17 protein-coding genes, 2 tRNA genes and 2 rRNA genes are annotated in these 22,757 nt (G+C 39.7%); 5 read left to right on the forward strand and 16 right to left on the reverse strand.

Annotation, left to right across the window (positions count from 1 at the left end; genetic code table 11):
- Positions 1–50: 50 nt before the first annotated feature.
- The 13 genes from WH390_RS00045 to asnC all read right to left on the reverse strand — a co-directional run bounded on the left by WH390_RS00045 (position 51) and on the right by asnC (position 11,412).
- Positions 51–467 carry a F0F1 ATP synthase subunit epsilon gene (locus WH390_RS00045; RefSeq protein ID WP_032115578.1) on the reverse strand — a complete coding sequence of 139 codons (417 nt, stop codon included), beginning with the start codon at positions 465–467 and terminating at the stop codon, positions 51–53.
- A 21-nt stretch (positions 468–488) separates the two neighbouring features.
- A complete protein-coding gene (atpD, locus tag WH390_RS00050; protein WP_032115577.1) occupies positions 489–1,871 on the reverse strand; it encodes a F0F1 ATP synthase subunit beta in 1,383 nt (460 codons plus the stop codon).
- A 34-nt stretch (positions 1,872–1,905) separates the two neighbouring features.
- Positions 1,906–2,769: a F0F1 ATP synthase subunit gamma gene (gene atpG, locus WH390_RS00055; protein WP_032115576.1), complete on the reverse strand. Its 864-nt coding sequence runs from the start codon at positions 2,767–2,769 to the stop codon at positions 1,906–1,908.
- Positions 2,770–2,818: 49 nt separating this feature from the next.
- Positions 2,819–4,360, reverse strand: a complete 1,542-nt coding sequence (atpA, locus tag WH390_RS00060) for a F0F1 ATP synthase subunit alpha (RefSeq protein ID WP_406850606.1) — start codon at positions 4,358–4,360, stop codon at positions 2,819–2,821.
- Positions 4,361–4,374: 14 nt separating this feature from the next.
- On the reverse strand, positions 4,375–4,908 hold the full coding sequence (atpH, locus tag WH390_RS00065) for a F0F1 ATP synthase subunit delta (RefSeq protein ID WP_032115574.1): 534 nt from the start codon (positions 4,906–4,908) through the stop codon (positions 4,375–4,377).
- Between the two features lie 14 nt (positions 4,909–4,922).
- A complete protein-coding gene (gene atpF, locus WH390_RS00070; protein WP_032115573.1) occupies positions 4,923–5,393 on the reverse strand; it encodes a F0F1 ATP synthase subunit B in 471 nt (156 codons plus the stop codon).
- 59 nt (positions 5,394–5,452) lie between these two features.
- Positions 5,453–5,692: a F0F1 ATP synthase subunit C gene (gene atpE / locus WH390_RS00075; RefSeq protein WP_000429386.1), complete on the reverse strand. Its 240-nt coding sequence runs from the start codon at positions 5,690–5,692 to the stop codon at positions 5,453–5,455.
- 51 nt (positions 5,693–5,743) lie between these two features.
- A complete protein-coding gene (gene atpB, locus WH390_RS00080) occupies positions 5,744–6,568 on the reverse strand; it encodes a F0F1 ATP synthase subunit A (protein WP_032115572.1) in 825 nt (274 codons plus the stop codon).
- Positions 6,569–6,604: 36 nt separating this feature from the next.
- Positions 6,605–6,979: a F0F1 ATP synthase subunit I gene (gene atpI, locus WH390_RS00085; protein WP_032115571.1), complete on the reverse strand. Its 375-nt coding sequence runs from the start codon at positions 6,977–6,979 to the stop codon at positions 6,605–6,607.
- 562 nt (positions 6,980–7,541) lie between these two features.
- Complete coding sequence (gene rsmG / locus WH390_RS00090; protein WP_032115570.1) at positions 7,542–8,168, reverse strand: 16S rRNA (guanine(527)-N(7))-methyltransferase RsmG; 627 nt, start codon at positions 8,166–8,168, stop codon at positions 7,542–7,544.
- A 1-nt stretch (position 8,169) separates the two neighbouring features.
- On the reverse strand, positions 8,170–10,059 hold the full coding sequence (mnmG, locus tag WH390_RS00095) for a tRNA uridine-5-carboxymethylaminomethyl(34) synthesis enzyme MnmG (protein WP_032115569.1): 1,890 nt from the start codon (positions 10,057–10,059) through the stop codon (positions 8,170–8,172).
- A gap of 350 nt (positions 10,060–10,409) precedes the next feature.
- The gene (gene mioC / locus WH390_RS00100; RefSeq protein WP_032115568.1) at positions 10,410–10,865 is read right to left on the reverse strand and encodes an FMN-binding protein MioC; all 456 of its coding nucleotides are present in this window, start codon (positions 10,863–10,865) and stop codon (positions 10,410–10,412) included.
- An 85-nt stretch (positions 10,866–10,950) separates the two neighbouring features.
- Positions 10,951–11,412 (reverse strand): transcriptional regulator AsnC, encoded by a 462-nt coding sequence (gene asnC, locus WH390_RS00105; protein WP_032115567.1) that lies wholly within the window; start codon positions 11,410–11,412, stop codon positions 10,951–10,953.
- Between the two features lie 162 nt (positions 11,413–11,574).
- On the opposite strand from asnC, the gene asnA reads away from it, so the two are divergent.
- The gene (asnA, locus tag WH390_RS00110; protein WP_032115566.1) at positions 11,575–12,567 is read left to right on the forward strand and encodes an aspartate--ammonia ligase; all 993 of its coding nucleotides are present in this window, start codon (positions 11,575–11,577) and stop codon (positions 12,565–12,567) included.
- Here the strand turns inward: asnA and viaA are convergent, their stop codons facing one another.
- From viaA to WH390_RS00125, 3 genes are all read right to left on the reverse strand, one after another.
- Positions 12,568–14,016: an ATPase RavA stimulator ViaA gene (gene viaA, locus WH390_RS00115; RefSeq protein WP_032115565.1), complete on the reverse strand. Its 1,449-nt coding sequence runs from the start codon at positions 14,014–14,016 to the stop codon at positions 12,568–12,570. It lies immediately after the preceding gene.
- Between the two features lie 6 nt (positions 14,017–14,022).
- Positions 14,023–15,516: an ATPase RavA gene (gene ravA, locus WH390_RS00120; RefSeq protein ID WP_032115564.1), complete on the reverse strand. Its 1,494-nt coding sequence runs from the start codon at positions 15,514–15,516 to the stop codon at positions 14,023–14,025.
- A 123-nt stretch (positions 15,517–15,639) separates the two neighbouring features.
- Positions 15,640–17,031, reverse strand: a complete 1,392-nt coding sequence (locus tag WH390_RS00125) for a DHA2 family efflux MFS transporter permease subunit (protein WP_032115563.1) — start codon at positions 17,029–17,031, stop codon at positions 15,640–15,642.
- Positions 17,032–17,672: 641 nt separating this feature from the next.
- On the opposite strand from WH390_RS00125, the gene WH390_RS00130 reads away from it, so the two are divergent.
- From WH390_RS00130 to WH390_RS00145, 4 genes are all read left to right on the forward strand, one after another.
- A 16S ribosomal RNA gene (locus WH390_RS00130) occupies positions 17,673–19,214 on the forward strand.
- Positions 19,215–19,280: 66 nt separating this feature from the next.
- Positions 19,281–19,357 (forward strand) — tRNA-Ile (locus WH390_RS00135).
- A 67-nt stretch (positions 19,358–19,424) separates the two neighbouring features.
- Positions 19,425–19,500 (forward strand) — tRNA-Ala (locus WH390_RS00140).
- A 338-nt stretch (positions 19,501–19,838) separates the two neighbouring features.
- A 23S ribosomal RNA gene (locus tag WH390_RS00145) occupies positions 19,839–22,742 on the forward strand.
- Together the 16S and 23S rRNA genes with 2 tRNA genes alongside form the textbook arrangement of a ribosomal RNA operon.
- Positions 22,743–22,757: the final 15 nt, after the last annotated feature.

Here is a 22,757-nt window from a genome sequence, read left to right on the forward strand (position 1 = left end):
TAATTTTTATAAAAATAGCTGTAAAGTTTAAATAAATTCTTAGGATTATATCATTTTTTCATCAGCTCGATGACACGTAATTTAGCAATTGCCTTCGCTAACTCTGCTGATGCTTGAGCATAATCGACATCACCATGTGCTTTACGAATATGCTCTTCCGCTTTATGCTTAGATTCTAATGCCTTAGCTTCATCCAAATCCTTGCCACGGATTGCTGTATCAGCCAATACGATAACACCATTTGGTTGAACTTCAAGAATACCACCAGAAAGATAGATTAGTTCTTCTTCACCAAACTGTTTGGTAATACGTATCATGCCAGGCTTAATGGCAGTTAGCAGCGGTGTATGTTGAGGATAAATCCCCAGCTCCCCTTCGCTGCCTGTCACCTGGATTTTCTGGACAAGGCCGTCAAACATCTGCTTTTCAGCACTTACCACAACCAGATGGTATGTCATTGCAGCCATATCAACCTCCCATCAGCGACATTATAAATTTTTCGCTTTTTCTACCGCTTCTTCGATAGTACCTACCATATAAAACGCTTGCTCAGGCAGATGATCATAATCACCATTCAAAATACCTTTAAAGCCACGGATAGTATCTTTTAAAGAAACAAATTTTCCCGGTGAACCAGTAAAAACTTCAGCCACAAAGAATGGTTGAGATAGGAAACGCTGGATTTTACGAGCGCGCGCAACAACCAATTTATCTTCTTCAGACAGCTCATCCATTCCCAGAATAGCAATGATATCTTTCAATTCTTGATAACGCTGCAAAATAGACTGAACACCACGTGCTACGTCGTAGTGCTCTTGCCCTACAACTAATGGATCAAGCTGACGACTAGTTGAATCCAATGGATCAACAGCAGGATAAATACCTAATGACGCAATTTGACGACTAAGAACGACCGTTGCATCCAAATGAGCAAAAGTAGTTGCTGGAGAGGGATCCGTCAAATCATCGGCAGGAACATATACCGCCTGAACTGACGTTATTGAACCAGCTTTAGTTGATGTAATACGCTCCTGCAATACACCCATTTCTTCCGCTAAGGTCGGTTGATAACCCACTGCCGAAGGCATACGACCAAGCAGGGCCGAGACTTCTGTTCCTGCTAATGTATAGCGATAGATGTTATCGATAAATAACAATACATCTCGCCCTTCATCACGAAACTTCTCTGCAATTGTCAATCCTGTTAAAGCAACACGTAGACGGTTTCCTGGCGGTTCATTCATTTGACCATAAACCAGAGAAACTTTATCCAATACATTTGAATCTGTCATTTCGTGATAGAAATCATTACCTTCACGAGTCCGCTCGCCGACGCCTGCAAAGACTGAATAACCGGAATGCTCAATCGCAATATTACGAATAAGCTCCATCATGTTTACTGTTTTACCAACACCAGCACCACCAAATAATCCTACTTTCCCACCTTTAGCAAATGGGCAAATAAGATCCATAACTTTGATACCAGTTTCGAGCAATTCTGTTGAATTAGATAAATCTTCATAACTAGGGGCGGCACGATGAATAGCCCAACGTTCTTCTTCACCGATCTCACCTTTCATATCGATAGGATCACCTAATACATTCATGATGCGCCCTAATGTCGCTTTACCGACTGGCACTTCAATTGGGTGAGCTAAATCAACAGCGTCTAAACCACGTTTTAAACCATCAGAAGTCCCCATCGCGATGCAGCGAACAACTCCGCCACCTAATTGCTGCTGAACTTCTAAAATTAGTTTTTCTTTACCATTCATCACCTCAAGCGCGTCGTACACTTTGGGTACCGCATCTTGAGGAAATTCGACATCCACTACGGCGCCGATTACCTGGATAATCTTTCCAGTAGCCATCTTGAATCCTCTACGTAATTCGTAAACCTAGCCATTAAACTGCGGCAGCTCCCGAAACTATTTCGGTAAGTTCCTGAGTAATGCTGGCTTGACGAGCCTTATTGTAAACCAACTGCAACTCCTTGATCAGGTTACCACCATTATCAGTAGCTGCTTTCATTGCTACCATTCGAGCAGCCTGTTCACTAGCTAAGTTTTCAACGACGCTCTGATAAACCTGTGATTCGATATAACGACGCAACAGGGTATCCAGTAGTATCTTGGGATCAGGTTCATATAAATAATCCCAAGATTTCTTTTTCAATGTTTCATCATCACCCGCAGGTAGAGGCAATAATTGAGTAATCGTTGGTACTTGAGTCATGGTATTAACAAATTTGTTAGTTACCACATACAACTTATCTAGACGCCCTTCATCATATGCTTCTAACATAATTTTCACGGGTCCAATAAGATCAGACAGAGAAGGATCATCTCCCATCCCGGTTACCTGAGCAACAATATTACCACCAACCGAATTAAAGAATGAAACTGCTTTAGAACCAATTAATGCCAGATCAATCTGGACACTTTTATCAGTCCATGTTTTCATTTCTGTCAGTAATTTTTTAAATAAATTAATATTTAAGCCACCACATAAACCACGGTCAGTTGAAACAATTAAATAACCAATACGTTTAACATCACGCTCTTTAAGATATGGATGTTTATATTCCAAATTACCTAATGCTAAGTGACCAATTACACTACGCATAGTTTCTGCATAAGGACGACTAGCTGCCATACGCTCTTGTGTTTTGCGCATTTTGGATGCAGCAACCATCTCCATCGCTTTAGTGATCTTTTGTGTATTTTGAACACTACCGATCTTAGAACGTATCTCTTTTGCGCCCGCCATTTCAGCTCCTCCTTATTAACCAAACGGTCTCAATAAAGGCCGAATAGAATTACCAGGATTGAGTTGCTTTAAAAGAATCGAGCAAGGCATTTAACTTAGCTTCGATTTCATCGTTATATTTACCTGTCTGATCAATTTCTTTCAGCAAGATAGAATGCTCACGAGTAGCATAAGCCAGCAATGACGTCTCAAAATCACCAATTTTTGCTAATTCAACATCTTCCAGATAACCACGTTCAGCAGCAAATAAAGATAACGCCTGCTGCGCAACTGACATTGGTGCATACTGTTTCTGTTTCAACAATTCGGTAACTTTCTGTCCATGATTAAGCTGCTTACGTGTCGCATCATCTAAATCAGAAGCAAACTGTGAAAATGCAGCTAACTCGCGATACTGCGCCAACGCGGTACGAATGCCACCAGATAATTTCTTGATAATCTTAGTCTGAGCCGCACCACCTACACGTGATACTGATATTCCTGGGTTAACTGCCGGGCGAATACCCGCATTAAATAAGTTAGATTCCAAGAAAATTTGTCCATCCGTGATTGAAATTACATTAGTAGGTACAAATGCAGAGACATCACCAGCTTGCGTTTCAATAATCGGTAATGCTGTTAATGAACCCGTTTTACCTTTGATTTCTCCACTAGTAAATTTTTCAACATATTCAGCATTAACACGGGCAGCACGCTCAAGTAAACGAGAATGAAGATAAAAAACATCACCTGGATAGGCTTCACGTCCAGGAGGACGCCGTAACAATAGCGAAATTTGTCGATAAGCAACCGCTTGTTTAGAGAGATCATCATAAATAATTAGCGCATCTTCGCCACGATCTCTAAAATATTCACCCATTGTACAGCCAGCATAAGGCGCAAGGTATTGCAATGCAGCAGATTCAGATGCAGTAGCAACAACAACTATCGTATTTTCGAGTGCTCCATGCTCTTCAAGCTTGCGAACCACATTAGCAATAGTTGAGGCTTTTTGCCCAATTGCTACATAAATACATTTTATTTCCGAATCACGCTGATTAATAATGGCATCAACAGCTAATGCGGTTTTACCGGTTTGGCGATCACCGATGATTAACTCACGTTGACCACGCCCAATAGGGATCATAGCATCAACGGATTTGTATCCTGTTTGTACAGGTTGATCAACTGATTGACGATCAATAACGCCAGGGGCGATAACTTCAACGGCAGAGAAACCATCATGCTCAACAGGCCCTTTACCATCAATTGGCTCACCCAAGGTATTAACAACTCGCCCAAGTAATCCTCTACCTACTGGTACTTCAAGAATACGACCTGTACACTTTACTTTCATACCTTCGGCTAAGTCGGCATATGGTCCCATGACAACGGCACCAACTGAGTCACGCTCTAAATTGAGCGCAATAGCATAACGATTACCAGGTAGTGCTATCATCTCACCTTGCATAACTTCAGCTAAACCGTGAATACGAATGATCCCATCATTAACAGAAACAATTGTACCTTCATTGTGAGCTTCACTCACTACATCAAACTGAGCAATACGTTGCTTGATCAGTTCACTGATTTCGGTGGAATTCAGTTGCATATGCTCCAATCCCCTTAAGACTGCAAGACGTCAGTTAAACGCTCAATACGACCACGCACGCTACCATCAATAACCAGGTCTCCGGCGCGGATAATGACTCCTGCGATAACAGACTTATCAATTTTGCAATTCAGCTTAACTTTACGTGACAGACGTTTTTCCATCGCTGCAGAAATTTTAAATTGCTGTTTTTCATTTAGCTCAGTGGCAGAAATGACGTCAATATCAACGGTTGACTCCAGAAAAGCGCGTAATTGTATGAATTGCTTCAAAACCTCTGGTAACGTACTTAGACGCCCGTTTTCAGCCATAATGCGAATTAGATTTCGAACATGTTCATCGATTTCATCACCACAAATAGTGATAAATGTTTTCGCTAATGTTTCTGGTGCTATTGAACCAGAAAGCAGCTCACCTATTTGTTGATTACGGGTAGCTTCAGCAATAAAACTGAGCATATTTTGCCATTTATCAACAAGTTGGTTTTCTACAGCAAAATCAAAAGCTGCTTTGGCATAGGGGCGAGCAACCGTAGTAATTTCAGACATGCCCCTTTCCTCCTTTACAGTTCGTTGACCAATTTATCAACGATGTCGCTATTAGCAGCTACATCAACGGAACGTTCAATTATTTTTTCTGCACCTGAAATTGCTAACATAGCAACTTGTTTACGCAGTTCTTCACGTGCACGCTTACGCTCAGCATCAATTTCGATTTGCGCTTGAGCAACGATCTTGTTACGTTCAGCTTCAGCCTCTACTTTTGCTTCTTCAATCATTTGAACTCGTTGTTTATTAGCTTGTTCAATAATGATTTGTGCTTCTGCTTTTGCTTTTCTCAGTCGTTCGGTCGCATCAGCTTTCGCCAAGTCCAAGTTTTTTTTAGCTCGTTCTGCAGAAGATAAACCGTCAGCAATTTCTTTTTGACGTTTTTCAATCGCCGCCATAATTGGAGGCCATACATACTTCATACAAAACAAAACAAACAGGACAAATGCAATAGCCTGGCCGAGGATTGTCGCATTAAGATTCATCGCACAATACCTCTTTAAAAATTAACATATTAATGTTCTTTCCCATTTGGCTTGTGTTATCAAGCAACTGCGAACATCACATATAGCCCCAGACCAACAGCAATCATCGGAATGGCATCAACTAAGCCCATAACAATAAAGAACTGCGTACGTAATAGAGGAATCAAATCTGGCTGACGAGCTGCGCCTTCTAAGAATTTTCCCCCTAGGATGCCAATACCAATTGCAGCACCAATTGCTGCTAATCCCATCATTACAGCGGCAGCCATGTACAGCAGATCCATATTTAGGTTTTCCATGACAGTCTCCAGTTTGTTTCAGTTAAATAAAAATTTATTAATAAGTTGAAATTAATGTTCTTCTGACGCGATCGATAAATAAACGATAGTTAGAACCATAAAAATAAAGGCTTGCAACGTAATAATCAGTATATGGAAAATCGCCCAAGGTAGGTTAAGTATCCACTGTGACCACCAAGGTAACAAAGCCGCAATAAGAATGAAGATCAATTCACCTGCATACATATTACCGAATAACCGTAAACCTAGAGATACCGGTTTAGACAGCAGACTAACACCTTCTAGAATCAAATTAATGGGAATAAAAATAGGATGATTGAATGGTTGTAAAGTTAATTCTTTCGTAAACCCACTTAATCCTTTCATTTTGATACTGTAGAAAATGATCAAGATAAATACACCAATCGCCATTGACATAGTAATGCTTACATCTGCGGTTGGAACAACACGCAATGCTGGCAATCCCAGGTAATGTTCTCCAATATAGGGAAGTAAATCGATTGGTAACAAATCCATGGTATTCATTAATAACACCCAAACAAACACCGTCAAAGCTAAAGGTGCAATGACTTTGCTCTTACCATGATACATATCACGAACGGTATTATCGACAAAACCGATGACCATTTCTATTGCAGTTTGTAACTTACCAGGTACGCCGCTGGTTGCATTAACAGCAATTTTTCTAAAGAGCCACAAAAAAATAATTCCAAGGACAACTGAGAAAAAAAGCGAGTCAATATTTAACGTCCAAAACGTCGGATCATTGTTATTATGGGGATCAACTAATTTGAAGGTACGCAGGTCCAACTGAAGATTATTTAGATGGTGTCCTATGTAGCTTCCCGCAGTCATCACTTCTCCTGATGCAGACATGATGTCTTTTACCCTTTTGTTGTTTAAAAATGCTCACTATCTAATTACAGCTGGTGTAATGATGTGAATAATCAACATAGCTAAATAGGTCAAACCTAATGGTACAAATGCTGCTTTAAATATACCTAAAGCAATTACCAATACAGTTATTGCTATAATAACTTTTACTCCCTCACCAATGGTAAAAAACCATGCAATGTGAATAGGAACATCTTTTTTAACTGCCTTTTGATAACGTATTAACAGCATAAATAAAGCATTAGGTAACCAACATGCGAATCCACCCGCAAAAGCAGATAAGCCCCATTCTACACTATTCATGTAGAAAGCTATACTGAGGACCACAAGCGCCATTAACTGAAATAACAACAGTTTTAAAGCAATTTTACCGTTGTAGAGGGAAACAGACATGACTCTTATATTCTCCCAGTATTTTAAACCTTAAATTGCTGAGTGCGTATAAAACTGCCTTTGCTCGAGAGTGTCAAGAGACAAAAACTTGCAAATTATACGACCCCTAAAAATGAATTCAATCAATAAGTAGCGAAAACGTGAACAAATATTTAAAATTTTCGATCCAACACGAAAATAAACAAAATAATGTCAATTTAATTACTATTATTTAATTATATTAAATTTTAAAATATGATCTTTGTCACATTTTAATATGGTTATTAATTTACTTAAAAAGAAATAAGTAAAAAAAATTGAAAAATCAAAGATAAAAAATCAAAGATAAAATATTAATAATTTCTTTATTAAAAATAAAGAGGAGAAATGCATGTAGATAATCTTATATAACTAATTAATAATATAATATATCAATAAGTTTATTATCCTTTTCCTGTTATTCAAATGTAACAATTAAGTTAATGTATTTTCTGTTTAAAATTTTGATATAAAAATAATGGTAACATTTAAAAATTTATTTTTTATGACTAAAAAATGTCACTTTTTTTGATCAAAAACAATATTAGTTGAATCCTAAAATCACTAAATGTCGCTGTTCATCGAGTTCTGGTACATCCAACGAAATAATTTTATTTATCTTAAAATTAGAAGAAAAAGTTGATATTTCATTTGCAGAAAGGATACCTTTAAGTGCGTAAAACTGTCCTCCATTTTTCTTCGGAAGATGTTGACACCATGAAAGCATATCCTGTAATGAAGCAAATGCTCGGCTAATTATGCCATCAAATTTTTCTACTGGTTGGTACTGTTCAACTCGTTTTTGAATAGGCTCGATGTTCTTAAGCATCAATTCATGTTGTATTTGTCGCAAAAACCTAACCCGTTTTCCCAAACTATCTAATAGTGTGAAATGATCATTGGGGCGAACAATAGCAAGGGGTATACCAGGTAATCCTGGGCCTGTACCCACATCAATGAATCGTTTACCGATAAGATATTTGTCAACAATAATACTATCTAAAATATGACGAACAACCATTTGTTCTGGTGATCTAACTGATGTTAAATTATATGTTTTATTCCATTTATTTAATAACTCAATATAGACAATTAGCTGTTGTATTTGTTGATCGGTCAAAATAATATCTGTTTTATCTAATAAAGTTTTAAAATAGGTTATTAAGTTCATTTCAAGCACTCCGACGTAATAAACCTTGTTTTTTTAACCAGACTAATAATATTGATATTGCGGCTGGCGTAATACCTGATATACGCGACGCTTGGCCAATAGAACTAGGTTTATGATCATTAAGCTTTGCAATAACCTCATTAGAAAGACCGGTTATTTGCTTGTAATCTAAATTGGTCGGTAAAACAGTATATTCATTACTCAGCTGTCTCTCTATTTCTTCTTGTTGACGAGTAATATAACCTTCATACTTTACTTGAATTTCAACTTGACTTGTGACTTGCGGATCATCAATTGCAGGTGAAAAATAGTTTAACGAAGTAAGTAATTTATAACTCATTTCTGGGCGGCGAAGTAAATCTTCGCCGTTCGCTTCTTTTGAAAGCGGAACAGTTAATATCTCATTAAGATTACTAATTTTATCTGAATTAGGATGTAACCAAAGGTTACGTAACCTTTGACGTTCTTGTTCAATTAATTCAACTTTATGACAAAATTTTTGCCAACGGCTTTCATCGATTAAACCAAGTTCGTACCCTTTTTCGGTTAAACGAAGATCAGCGTTGTCTTCTCGTAGCATAAGGCGATATTCTGCTCGTGAAGTAAACATTCGATAGGGTTCTTTAGTGCCTAAGGTACAAAGATCATCAACTAAAACACCAATGTAGGCTTGATCACGACGAGGGAACCATCCTTCTTGTTCAAAAGCATAACGAGCTGCGTTAAGTCCAGCTAGTAGACCTTGAGCTGCTGCTTCTTCATAACCAGTTGTTCCATTAATCTGACCTGCAAAAAATAGCCCTTTGATAAATTTGCTTTCTAAAGTTGGCTTTAAATCTCGGGGATCAAAGAAATCGTATTCAATCGCATATCCGGGTCGAATAATACGCGCATTTTCTAGACCTTTCATCGAATGTATAATTTGCATTTGTACATCAAAAGGTAAACTAGTAGAAATTCCATTAGGATAAATTTCATTACTGGTTAGTCCTTCTGGTTCAAGGAAGATTTGATGTGCAGAACGATCTGCAAACCGCATAACTTTATCTTCAATAGAGGGACAGTAGCGGGGACCTATTCCTTCAATAATTCCTGCATACATAGGACTACGATCTAAATTATCGCGGATCACTTGGTGAGTCTTTTCATTCGTATAAGTGATGTAGCAAGGTAATTGTTGAGGATGTTGTTCAGCTGATCCGACAAAAGAGAAAACAGGGGTGGGATCATCACCAAATTGTGGTGCTAATTGGGAAAAATCGATAGTTCTTGCGTCAATTCTAGGGGGGGTACCTGTTTTAAGTCGATCTACTCGTAAAGGTAGTTCTCTTAATCTATGTGATAGGCTAATAGCAGGAGGATCACCAGCCCTACCACCACTATAATTTTCTAATCCTATGTGAATTTTACCGTCAAGAAAGGTACCTACGGTCAGTACGACAGACTTTGCGTGAAATTTTAATCCCATTTTGGTTATCACGCCAATAACTTGATCGTTTTTTACGATCAGGTCTTCAACAGCTTGTTGAAAGATCATTAAGTTATTTTGGTTTTCTAGCGCAGTCCTAATCGCTTGCTTATAAAGTACTCGATCAGTTTGAGCTCTGGTTGCTTGTACTGCTGGACCTTTGCTTGCATTAAGCGTTCTAAATTGGATCCCTGCATTATCTGTTGCAATAGCCATAATGCCACCTAAGGAATCAATTTCTTTAACCAGATGTCCTTTACCTATTCCACCGATAGCTGGATTGCATGACATTTGGCCCAACGTATCAATATTATGGGTTAGAAGTAAAGTTTGACGTCCCATACGAGCAGCAGCCATAGCTGCTTCAGTACCAGCGTGGCCTCCACCAATAATAATGACATCAAATTGTTCTGGGTAAAACATGTATAAACCTTAGTATTAAGTATGACTTGGGAAGTGAATTTTACTCGAGTTTTGCTAAGAGGCAAGTTATATGATCCTTGCTTAATATAAATAAGATCTTTTTATTTAAAGATCTCTTTATTAGATCTTTTATTAGGATCGCGATCTTCTGTGGATAAGTGCAAATACCATAAGAAGATCATTATTTTGTTTATGATCTTTAGCTGTGAATGATAAGTGATCCTACTCCGTATAAGCTGGGATTAACATGGCTAGTTATCCACAACCAAGTTTGGTATTCAAGCTTATTCTATGGATAACTACGGGTTATTCCCTGCTTTTTCGCAAAGTTATCCACATTTATTTGGCTTTTATTTATCCAAATCGATAATTTTATCTTTCCACTTTTCGATCCAAATTTCTGCAAGATCTTCTGGCACTTCATGTTCCAAAATATCAATCTCCAATGTTTCTCCAACGCGTTTTGCATTATGATCCTTTAGCAGTTGATCTAATTTATGGATTGCACCACAAAAAGTATCATATTCTTTGCTACCTATCCCAATCGCACCATAATTAAGCTGGCTAAGTTCAGGTTTTTCTTCGCTGATCTCTTTTGCTAGAGGTTGTATATTTTCAGGCAAATCACCTGCTCCATGGGTAGAGCATACAATTAACCAAATACCTTTTGTTGGTAGCTCTTTTAACGATGGGCCGTATGTGACTTCAGTGTCAAAGCCATATTTCTCCAATATTTCAGCGATATGCTCAGCAACATATTCAGCGCTGCCCATAGTGCTACCTGTAATCAATGTTACTTTTGTCATGATGAACCCCATTATTTAAAACAATGCCTATTGTATGCTGTGAATGAGTTGGGATCTACCTGTGGATAATATGGTTATTCCATTTTTATGGATTGATAGTACGCATTATTGGATTTTGTAAAGAGATCAAGGTTTCAGTAGATTGGATCTCATCAATTGTCTGTATCTTATTAATAAGTACGTCTTGTAACGCATCAATGGATCGACACATTACCTTGATAAATATACTATATTGTCCAGTTGTATAGTAAACTTCGACTACCTCGTCTAATTCATCAAGTTTTTTCAGCGCAGTATGGTAGTCTTTCGCGCTTTTTAAAATAATGCCAATAAAGCAACAGACATCAAAACCTAGTTGCTTCACATTAATATCTACACGTGTCCCTACAATAATCCCAGCTTGTTTCATTTTTTCGACTCGGACATGTATCGTACCAGGACTTACGGCAAATTTTTTAGCTATTTCAGCGTAGGGGATCCGTGCATTTCTCAGTAATTCATTAAGTATGTCACGATCCAGATTATCGATTTGATAATTTTCAACCATTTTAAAACACCATTTTTAACGATTATTTATTTTTAAAGGCTTTATTTTGAATATTATAAATCATAATGACTTTTTTTTATTAAGTATATTGAATTTATGACCAGTTTTATTGCTTAATCTATATAACAAAGCAAATAATGCTACAGATTATGGGGTAAAAAAATGGAAAAGTCATTCATCGAAAAACAACAACAAATTAGTTTTGTTAAATCTTATTTTTCGCGTTTATTAGAAAAAGAATTAGCTTTAATTGAAGTTCAAGCACCTATCTTAAGTCGTCTCGGCGATGGGATTCAAGATAACCTGTCAGGCCATGAAAAAGCAGTACAAGTCAAAGTAAAATCGATGCCAGATTCTGTTTTTGAAGTTGTACATTCATTGGCTAAATGGAAACGTAAAACGTTAGGTCGTTTTGATTTTAAACCCGGACAAGGGCTTTATACCCATATGAAAGCATTGCGTCCTGATGAAGATCGTCTGACACCTATTCATTCTGTATTTGTAGATCAGTGGGATTGGGAAAAAGTAATGCTTAAGGATGAGCGTTCTCTTGATTATTTAAAACAGACGGTCATTAAAATTTATCAAGCAATAAAAGAAACAGAAAAAGCGGTTAGTACAGAATGTGGTTTAGCACCATTTTTACCTGAGCAAATTCATTTTGTTCATAGTGAAGAATTATTACAACGCTACCCTGATCTTGATGCTAAAGGAAGAGAACGTGAAATAGCTAAAGAATTAGGTGCAGTTTTTCTTATTGGTATTGGAGGAAAACTATCGCATGGCCTTGCTCACGATGTACGTGCTCCTGATTATGATGATTGGACAACACCTAACAGTGAGGGTTATGCCGGTTTAAATGGTGATATTATTGTTTGGAACCCTATATTGCAGGATGCATTTGAAATTTCTTCTATGGGCATCCGTGTTGATACAGAAGCGCTTACAAACCAATTAGCAATCACCGGTGATGAAGATAGAATGTCTTTTGAATGGCATCAAGCATTAGTAAAAGATCAAATGCCACAAACAATAGGTGGTGGGATTGGACAATCTCGTTTAGTGATGTTATTACTTCAGAAAAAGCATATTGGCCAAGTTCAATGTAGTGTATGGTCGCCGGAAAGCCATGCAGTTATTGCGGATATGTTGTAATTAGTTCCAATAGCGTAATAATCGACTTTTTAGCCCGGTATCAAAGTGCCAGATATAATCGAAAATATTTAGGATACCGGGTTTTCCATATTTAGATAATGTAACAGCGTGAAAACGATGCTGTTGCGTTTGATAAACTTTTATTCTTTTTACTAAATTATCAGGTAACCGTTGAGCAATAAAATCTGAAATCACAACCACATCTGAATCTTTCCATTGCTGTTGTTGCATTTTTTTTAAACATTTATTTAAACAGGCAGCCAAATCAGTTCCCCCACTAAATGTTTGATTAAGAAATTGCATTAATTGCTCTAATCCGTCATTGCTTAATAAATCATAATCAATAACTTCCATTGAAAATAGAATAATGTGACACTGACGGTTGTCACTCAGGGCTATTTTCATTAAAGCGAGACAGAAAGCTTTAGCACAATTTTCATTAAATTTTCCCATTGAACCTGAAGTGTCTATACATACAATAAATGGCCCTTTTGGTTGTTGTTTATCGTGATGTTTGACCGTTGGACGTAATATTTTTCGTTGCTGCCAATTATCGCCTTGTAACCGGTAGGTAAGTAACTGTTTTTCTACTAATTTACGATAAAATTCAAATTCGAGTTCTTCTAATCCCAGCAATGCTAATTCACTAGGTAGAAGACGTAAAATATCATTACCGTGGTTTATTCCTCTAATTTGCTCGGGTAGTTGGTCAGGGATTTTTTCCAATGAGATTATTGATTCTAATATTTGCTGCTGTTTTTGCTGAGATTTCAACGAATTGCTTCTACCTAAAAGTTCTGCTAATTTTTCTAATTCAGGTTGTTGTTGTAAAAAATGGCTATACTGAATTAATAATTGAATATTATTACTGGATTGGGTTAAAGCGCCTTTACTCATATCCCATAATTTACCAGCAGACTGATTATTTTGATTAAACATTTCTGTTAAATTTCCAGTTAATTTCAATCGTTGCTCTAATTCAGCCAATAACTGTTCTTTTTCTTGCTCTAATAATAATTTATTAAACGTTGTTACTTCAAAAATAAGATTAAGGCGCCAGCGTTGAATAAATAGAGATTGTCCAGCGGGATCATGAGATATTTTTCCCAGTAAATAATGTGCTTCTTGCACAAAAGAAGAATCTATTTCTGTTAATTTATTAATAGTTATCGGAAGATTGCTAAAAAATTTTGTAGTAACAAGGGCCAAATTTTGCTGATAAAGTGCAAATTCTTCGGTTAATTTAATGGGTACCAAGGTCTCTTGCAATTTGTGATATAAATTTTTTTTCCATGCTAAAAGATCTCTTAATAATATATTTTTAAGATTAGGGTACTTCTCAAAAAAAATGACTAATTGAGGTGTGGCCAGTAATGTTAATACAATCTCTTCTATTATCTCCATTTCATTAATGGAGAGTAACATATCAATCGTTGTGAGATTCAACATAGATTATTAGCTCATCATCTGCGTTCTTAATTGAGATAATTTATTTGTTAGAGTTAAAAAACTTTGTTCAATAGTTGCTAGCCAATGATTTTCAATAAAAAAACAAGGTTGGTGATGACTAAATAAAGATTTTTGCTGTTGAATTAAATGATTAAGTTGTTCGAGCTTTTCCAGCCATTTATTATCTAATTTATTTTCATCTATTTTTTCGTATAAATAAAGTGTTGATGGCTTTCTACTTGCATCCAGCACTTGCAATTGATTTTTGCTATTAACTTGCGCTGAAATTAATTGAGCATAACCAATACCATTAAGTTGAGCAGAAATTTTTCCTTTATTTAATGTATCGTTGATTGAACTCTTATCTATGGTAACAGAATTAACTTTTATATTATGTAAAACTAGAGGCGTATGTAAAAATAATGTTATATTTTTTTCGCTAATTTGCTTGGATACAGAATAATGTGGAATGCGATTGAATAAACGGTTTTCTTTTTCTAATTTAAAAGCGGTTTTATTGTTATTAATTTGAGTTGATTGCTGCCATTCATTATGAAGATCATCAATTTTCTTATTGATAATTTGTTGTTGCCAACCTTCTTCTATTAATAATGTAGTAATTAATTGTGGTAATAGTTGTAGCGATTGCAAATCATGCCAAAGGCAATCTTTAAATAAAATAATATCTAAAGGTGATATTGCATCACGCCCATTAAAAAAAGCACTAGCTTGCAGTAAGTGGATAGCTTTTTTCCATCGACGATCAGAAATATAAGGTGATGGAACTAAATTATCAATTTGCTGCCGTAATTGATAAATTATCTCAAAGCATTCATCTGGTAGTTTTATTTCACAAATTTTTACTTGCCACTCTTCATATTCTTCATTATTTATTTTAAGTCGATTGGGAACAATATTTTCACTTTCTTCCTTTTTGCTATTTAATAAAGCTCTAAAATTCTGTTTCTTCTGCACCTTATTTAACCATAAACGAATAAGCATACGATCGTATAAAGCTTCAAGACTACTATCTGATTCTGGTAGTTCGTTAGAGGCAGTGACAAGTAAGCGCATAGGAATATTTTCTTCGTGAAAGCCATTTCTAAATTTTTTTTCGTTAATTGCCGTTAACAAAGTATTTAATATAGCAGGGCCAGCTTTCCAGATTTCGTCAAGGAAGATAATTTCGGCATCAGGTAAATAGCCTGTCGTTAAACGCTGATAGCGTCCTTCTTCTTTTAATGCTTGAATGGAAAGTGGTCCGAAAATTTCTTCTGGCGTTGAAAAACGAGTCATTAGGTATTCAAAAGAGTTAACCGTTTTAAAAGCTTGTTTTATTCGCCTGGCTATCATGCTTTTAGCAATACCGGGTGGACCTAGTAGAAAAACACTTTCTCCTGATAATGCTGCTAATAAACAAAGGCGAATAGTATGCTGCCGCTCGTATAGACCAGTTTCTAGATAGTTGCTCAATTGAGCTATTCGTTCAGCCAATTGCATATACTCTTCTCCTGTATAAAAAAGAATTATTGCAAATTAATTTATTGAATTTTAGTAAATTCAACAAAAAAAAATAAATATAATTTATTTTAGGTTTGTCCTATTTAGATGAAATTTTTACTGTTAGGGATCTTTTTTATTAATTAAATTTTGTCCATCTTCTTGTTGCAACAGAAGGAAAATAAGTGAAGATGACAGAGTAATTATACCTATAGTAATAAATGTATAATGGAAATTATCAATATGATCACCATAAGGTAGCGATTCATAAAAGTGTAAAATTGCAGCGCTACTCGCAATTCCAAAACTGATAGCAAGTTGTTGGGTTACAGCTAACATACTATTACCAGAACTTGCATTGTTTTCTGTCAAATCCGCTAGAGTAAGTGTATTCATAGCGGTGAATTGTGTCGACATTGCCGCTCCCAGTAAAAATAAAGGAATTATCAAAACATAAATTGGCATATCAGGTGATTGCAATGAAAATTGAGTAATAATTAAGCCAATAATAAATGTTATGGTAAAAAGTGTTTTTTTATAGCCATATTGAGTTAATATTTTTGTCACAACAGATTTTGCCGATATTGAGCCTATCGCCATTGGAGCCATCATTAAACCAGCTGTAACCGCTGGGTGTCCAAATCCTACTTGCAACATCAACGGCATTAAAAACGGAATACAGCCTGTGCCTAGACGGGTTATAACATTACCGGCTATACCGATAGAAAAGGTTCTTGTGCTAAATAAACTTAATGGAATAATTGAATAAGCGATTTTTCTTGCGTGTAATACATAAATAAAGAGTAAAAAAATGCCGCCTAAAATTATAATTAATGGTGCATAATTGGTTAAATTTTCGTTATTAAAAAAATCTAAACTCACTGTCAACATTACAATTGCAGCACCAAAAAGAATAAATCCAATAGTATCAAAGGCGCGTTTAGGCATTTTAAAATCAGGCATATGTTTTATTGCATATAAAATACCAAGTAAACCGATAGGGATATTAATAATAAATATCCAATGCCAACTGGTATAAGTTACTAAAAAACCACCAAGTAAAGGGCCTAATATAGGTCCAACTAATCCGGGAATAGTGACAAAATTTAAAATAGGTAATAATTCACTGCGTGGGTAAGCTCTCAATAATGCAAGACGTGCAACAGGCATCATCATTGCACCGCCTATTCCTTGAATGATGCGAGAAAAAACTAAAAAAGCCAAAGATAATGACATTGCAGATAAGAAAGAGCCTAAAGAAAATAGACTAACTGCAAATATAAAAATTTTTCTTGTACCAAAGCGATCGGCTAACCATCCACTAACTGGAATAAGCAGAGCAACAGTTAATGTATAACTTATGACAGCAGATTGCATGGCTAAAGGAGAATGATTAAGACTTTTAGCTATCTCAGGCAATGCAGTATTTAAAATAGTTGCATCTAGGCTTTGCATAAAAAAGGCCATAGCTGCTATGACTGGTAAGCCAAACATATTTTGTATTGTTTTTAACATTAAATAACCTAAAAAATAAGGTAAACCGAAATAAATCAGATTTTAAAATAGATTATCTTTTATTTATTTTAGAAAATTATAGCACTAACAGATATCTAATGAATCATTACTTATATAACTTTGCGCGAGGCAATTGTTTCTAAATAATTCTAATGAATAAATTTAAAATTTAGATTCATAGCTCACTCAAACATAAATAAGATATTTTTGTCGAAAAAAAGAGCAAACGACTAAAGTTTACAAATTATTGCTTGCTAGCTGCGTAAAACTGCCTATAATGCGCCCCCACTGAGTCAGTATAGAACGAATCAATTGAATTGAATTTTCTTGACGCAGGGTAAAGAAAAGTAGAAATAACTACTTGACTTTACAGGTGAAAAGCGTAATATACGCCACCTCGCGGCCTAGGTCGCACGCTCTTTAACAATTAATCAGACAATCTGTGTGGGCACTCGCAAGACATCATCAAAAAATATTTGATTTTAAAGTCTTGAAGAGTGACAAAACAGTTAATTCATATATGAACTAATATGCAGTAACGTTATTTTGGACGGCAGCGGCGAAGGTGGTCAAACATCGGCAAAGCGGGTTGAATAAAAGGGCGTTACGGTCAGTAAAACATTCTTTGAGCATCAAGCTTTTAATTGAAGAGTTTGATCATGGCTCAGATTGAACGCTGGCGGCAGGCCTAACACATGCAAGTCGAGCGGCAGCGGGAGGAAGCTTGCTTCCTTGCCGGCGAGCGGCGGACGGGTGAGTAAGGTATGGGGATCTGGCCGAAGGCGGGGGATAACCACTGGAAACGGTGGCTAATACCGCATAATCTCTAAGGAGCAAAGTGGGGGACCGTTCAGGCCTCACACCTTCGGATGAACCCATATGAGATTAGCTAGTAGGTGGGGTAATGGCTCACCTAGGCGACGATCTCTAGCTGGTCTGAGAGGATGATCAGCCACACTGGGACTGAGACACGGCCCAGACTCCTACGGGAGCCAGCAGTGGGGAATATTGCACAATGGGCGCAAGCCTGATGCAGCCATGCCGCGTGTATGAAGAAGGCCTTCGGGTTGTAAAGTACTTTCAGTCGTGAGGAAGGTGTTAAGGTTAATAACCTTAGCAATTGACGTTAGCGACAGAAGAAGCACCGGCTAACTCCGTGCCAGCAGCCGCGGTAATACGGAGGGTGCGAGCGTTAATCGGAATTACTGGGCGTAAAGGGCACGCAGGCGGTTAATTAAGTTGGATGTGAAATCCCCGGGCTTAACCTGGGAATGGCATTCAAGACTGGTTAACTAGAGTCTTGTAGAGGGGGGTAGAATTCCATGTGTAGCGGTGAAATGCGTAGAGATGTGGAGGAATACCGGTGGCGAAGGCGGCCCCTGGACAAAGACTGACGCTCATGTGCGAAAGCGTGGGGAGCAAACAGGATTAGATACCCTGGTAGTCCACGCTGTAAACGATGTCGATTTGGAGGTTGTGGTCATGAACTGTGGCCTCCGGAGCTAACGCGTTAAATCGACCGCCTGGGGAGTACGGCCGCAAGGTTAAAACTCAAATGAATTGACGGGGGCCCGCACAAGCGGTGGAGCATGTGGTTTAATTCGATGCAACGCGAAGAACCTTACCTACTCTTGACATCCAGCGAATCCTTTAGAGATAGAGGAGTGCCTTCGGGAACGCTGAGACAGGTGCTGCATGGCTGTCGTCAGCTCGTGTTGTGAAATGTTGGGTTAAGTCCCGCAACGAGCGCAACCCTTATCCTTTGTTGCCAGCGATTCGGTCGGGAACTCAAAGGAGACTGCCGGTGATAAACCGGAGGAAGGTGGGGATGACGTCAAGTCATCATGGCCCTTACGAGTAGGGCTACACACGTGCTACAATGGCGTATACAGAGAGAGGCGAGCCAGCGATGGGAAGCGGAACTCAGAAAGTACGTCGAAGTCCGGATTGGAGTCTGCAACTCGACTCCATGAAGTCGGAATCGCTAGTAATCGCGGATCAGCATGTCGCGGTGAATACGTTCCCGGGCCTTGTACACACCGCCCGTCACACCATGGGAGTGGGTTGCAAAAGAAGTAGGTAGCTTAACCTTTTGGATGGCGCTTACCACTTTGTGATTCATGACTGGGGTGAAGTCGTAACAAGGTAACCGTAGGGGAACCTGCGGTTGGATCACCTCCTTACCTAGATAGATGGAATGTGAGTGTTCACACAGATTGTCTGATGAAGATTGAGCAGAAGGTATCATTAGGCTTGTAGCTCAGGTGGTTAGAGCGCACCCCTGATAAGGGTGAGGTCGGTGGTTCAAGTCCACTCAGGCCTACCAACATTGCTGACGGAAGTGGCTGAAAGGCAAGGTTAGCAGTAAGGTGTAATGATACGACAATCTTAATGGGGCTATAGCTCAGCTGGGAGAGCGCCTGCTTTGCACGCAGGAGGTCAGCGGTTCGATCCCGCTTAGCTCCACCATATTGCAAGATAAAAATAGAAAAAAAGTTATTCAGAGCAGGCTGGCAACAGTATGCTGCGAATAATAATGCTCTTTAACAATCTGGAACAAGCTGAAAATTGAAACACACATTATTGAAAAAATAGTGTGGAGAACTCTCAAAACTCCAATTTGAAGTGTTATTCAAATAGGCAGACGAGTAGCATGAGCGAGCAGGGTGAAATTTGCGGCGTAGGCGCGCAGTCAGCGCAGCGTACATAAGTACGTGAGCATGACGAGCACCGCACAACAAAAAATTTCGCACGGCGCAGCCATGACGCTTCTCTATTATTTGATAAGAGACACCTTCGGGTTGTGAGGTTAAGCGAATGAAGCGTACACGGTGGATGCCTAGGCAGTCAGAGGCGATGAAGGACGTGCTAATCTGCGAAAAGCGTCGGTAAGCTGATATGAAGCGTACTAGCCGGCGATGTCCGAATGGGGAAACCCAGTGCATTAATGCACTATCGTTTGATGAATTCATAGTCAAACGAGGCGAACCGGGGGAACTGAAACATCTCAGTACCCCGAGGAAAAGAAATCAACCGAGATTCCCCCAGTAGCGGCGAGCGAACGGGGAGCAGCCCAGAGTCAACATCAATATTTACCGCAGGAGAAGGGTCTGGAAAGGCCGGCAATAAAGGGTGATAGCCCCGTATCTGAAACGGTAAGTGTTGTGAACTCGAAGAGTAGGGCGGGACACGTGTTATCCTGTCTGAATATGGGGGGACCATCCTCCAAGGCTAAATACTCCTGACTGACCGATAGTGAACCAGTACCGTGAGGGAAAGGCGAAAAGAACCCCGGCGAGGGGAGTGAAATAGAACCTGAAACCGTGTACGTACAAGCAGTGGGAGCACCCGAAAGGGTGTGACTGCGTACCTTTTGTATAATGGGTCAGCGACTTATATTCTGTAGCAAGGTTAACCGCATAGGGGAGCCGTAGGGAAACCGAGTCTTAACTGGGCGTTAAGTTGCAGGGTATAGACCCGAAACCCGGTGATCTAGCCATGGGCAGGTTGAAGGTTGGGTAACACTAACTGAAGGACCGAACCGACTAATGTTGAAAAATTAGCGGATGACTTGTGGCTGGGGGTGAAAGGCCAATCAAACCGGGAGATAGCTGGTTCTCCCCGAAAGCTATTTAGGTAGCGCCTCGTGAATTCATCTTCGGGGGTAGAGCACTGTTTCGGCTAGGGGGTCATCCCGACTTACCAACCCGATGCAAACTACGAATACCGAAGAATGTTATCACGGGAGACACACGGCGGGTGCTAACGTCCGTCGTGAAGAGGGAAACAACCCAGACCGCCAGCTAAGGTCCCAAAGTCATGGTTAAGTGGGAAACGAAGTGGGAAGGCTTAGACAGCCAGGATGTTGGCTTAGAAGCAGCCATCATTTAAAGAAAGCGTAATAGCTCACTGGTCGAGTCGGCCTGCGCGGAAGATGTAACGGGGCTAAACCATGCACCGAAGCTGCGGCAGCGACATTTAGATGTTGTTGGGTAGGGGAGCGTTCTGTAAGCCGTAGAAGGTGGACTGAGAGGTCTGCTGGAGGTATCAGAAGTGCGAATGCTGACATAAGTAACGATAAAGCGGGTGAAAAACCCGCTCGCCGAAAGACCAAGGTTTCCTGTCCAACGTTAATCGGGGCAGGGTAAGTCGACCCCTAAGGCGAGGCTGAAAAGCGTAGTCGATGGGAAACGGGTTAATATTCCCGTACTAAGGGTTACTGCGAAGGGGGGACGGAGAAGGCTAGGCTATCCGGGCGACGGTTGTCCCGGTTTAAGCGAGTAGGTGGGTAGTGCAGGCAAATCCGCACTGCTACAACACTGAGACGTGATGACGAGCCACCAAGGTGGTGAAGTAGTTGATGCCCAGCTTCCAGGAAAAGCCTCTAAGCGATAGGTAATCATTAATCGTACCCCAAACCGACACAGGTGGTTAGGTAGAGAATACTCAGGCGCTTGAGAGAACTCGGGTGAAGGAACTAGGCAAAATGGTGCCGTAACTTCGGGAGAAGGCACGCTGGCATTAGGTGAAGGGTCTAGCATCCGGAGCTGAAGCCAGTCGAAGATACCAGCTGGCTGCAACTGTTTATTAAAAACACAGCACTGTGCAAACACGAAAGTGGACGTATACGGTGTGACGCCTGCCCGGTGCTGGAAGGTTAATTGATGGGGTAAGCCGTAAGGCGAAGCTCTTGATCGAAGCCCCAGTAAACGGCGGCCGTAACTATAACGGTCCTAAGGTAGCGAAATTCCTTGTCGGGTAAGTTCCGACCTGCACGAATGGCGTAATGATGGCCAGGCTGTCTCCACCCGAGACTCAGTGAAATTGAACTCGCTGTGAAGATGCAGTGTACCCGCGGCAAGACGGAAAGACCCCGTGAACCTTTACTATAGCTTGACACTGAACATTGAGCCTTGATGTGTAGGATAGGTGGGAGGCTTTGAAGTGTGGACGCCAGTCTGCATGGAGCCAACGTTGAAATACCACCCTTTAATGTTTGATGTTCTAACTTGGGCCCGTAATCCGGGCTGAGGACAGTGTCTGGTGGGTAGTTTGACTGGGGCGGTCTCCTCCCAAAGTGTAACGGAGGAGCACGAAGGTTGGCTAATCACGGTCGGACATCGTGAGGTTAGTGCAAAGGCATAAGCCAGCTTGACTGCGAGCGTGACGGCGCGAGCAGGTACGAAAGTAGGTCTTAGTGATCCGGTGGTTCTGAATGGAAGGGCCATCGCTCAACGGATAAAAGGTACTCCGGGGATAACAGGCTGATACCGCCCAAGAGTTCATATCGACGGCGGTGTTTGGCACCTCGATGTCGGCTCATCACATCCTGGGGCTGAAGTAGGTCCCAAGGGTATGGCTGTTCGCCATTTAAAGTGGTACGCGAGCTGGGTTTAGAACGTCGTGAGACAGTTCGGTCCCTATCTGTCGTGGGCGAAGGAAGATTGAGGGGGGCTGCTCCTAGTACGAGAGGACCGGAGTGGACGCACCACTGGTGTACAGGTTGTCATGCCAATGGCATCGCCTGGTAGCTAAGTGCGGAAGAGATAACCGCTGAAAGCATCTAAGCGGGAAACTTGCCTCAAGATGAGTCTTCCCTGACAGTAATGTCCTATAAGGGGTGTTCGAGACGAGGACGTAGATAGGCTGGGTGTGTAAGCGTAGCGATACGTTGAGCTAACCAGTACTAATGACCCGAGAGGCTTAACCTGACAACACCGAAGGTG

The sequence above is a fragment of the Candidatus Arsenophonus nilaparvatae genome, assembly GCF_045346035.1.
GTDB lineage: Bacteria > Pseudomonadota > Gammaproteobacteria > Enterobacterales > Enterobacteriaceae > Arsenophonus > Arsenophonus nilaparvatae.

Excerpts from the sequence above, each read along its gene's own strand:
- WH390_RS00045 (WP_032115578.1), bottom strand. The coding sequence starts at position 467 with ATGGCTGCAATGACATACCATCTGGTTGTGGTAAGTGCTGAAAAGCAG.
- atpD (WP_032115577.1), bottom strand. The coding sequence starts at position 1,871 with ATGGCTACTGGAAAGATTATCCAGGTAATCGGCGCCGTAGTGGATGTC.
- atpG (WP_032115576.1), bottom strand. The coding sequence starts at position 2,769 with ATGGCGGGCGCAAAAGAGATACGTTCTAAGATCGGTAGTGTTCAAAAT.
- atpA (WP_406850606.1), bottom strand. The coding sequence starts at position 4,360 with ATGCAACTGAATTCCACCGAAATCAGTGAACTGATCAAGCAACGTATT.
- atpH (WP_032115574.1), bottom strand. The coding sequence starts at position 4,908 with ATGTCTGAAATTACTACGGTTGCTCGCCCCTATGCCAAAGCAGCTTTT.
- atpF (WP_032115573.1), bottom strand. The coding sequence starts at position 5,393 with ATGAATCTTAATGCGACAATCCTCGGCCAGGCTATTGCATTTGTCCTG.
- atpE (WP_000429386.1), bottom strand. The coding sequence starts at position 5,692 with ATGGAAAACCTAAATATGGATCTGCTGTACATGGCTGCCGCTGTAATG.
- atpB (WP_032115572.1), bottom strand. The coding sequence starts at position 6,568 with ATGTCTGCATCAGGAGAAGTGATGACTGCGGGAAGCTACATAGGACAC.
- atpI (WP_032115571.1), bottom strand. The coding sequence starts at position 6,979 with ATGTCTGTTTCCCTCTACAACGGTAAAATTGCTTTAAAACTGTTGTTA.
- rsmG (WP_032115570.1), bottom strand. The coding sequence starts at position 8,168 with ATGAACTTAATAACCTATTTTAAAACTTTATTAGATAAAACAGATATT.
- mnmG (WP_032115569.1), bottom strand. The coding sequence starts at position 10,059 with ATGTTTTACCCAGAACAATTTGATGTCATTATTATTGGTGGAGGCCAC.
- mioC (WP_032115568.1), bottom strand. The coding sequence starts at position 10,865 with ATGACAAAAGTAACATTGATTACAGGTAGCACTATGGGCAGCGCTGAA.
- asnC (WP_032115567.1), bottom strand. The coding sequence starts at position 11,412 with ATGGTTGAAAATTATCAAATCGATAATCTGGATCGTGACATACTTAAT.
- asnA (WP_032115566.1), top strand. The coding sequence starts at position 11,575 with ATGGAAAAGTCATTCATCGAAAAACAACAACAAATTAGTTTTGTTAAA.
- viaA (WP_032115565.1), bottom strand. The coding sequence starts at position 14,016 with ATGTTGAATCTCACAACGATTGATATGTTACTCTCCATTAATGAAATG.
- ravA (WP_032115564.1), bottom strand. The coding sequence starts at position 15,516 with ATGCAATTGGCTGAACGAATAGCTCAATTGAGCAACTATCTAGAAACT.
- WH390_RS00125 (WP_032115563.1), bottom strand. The coding sequence starts at position 17,031 with ATGTTAAAAACAATACAAAATATGTTTGGCTTACCAGTCATAGCAGCT.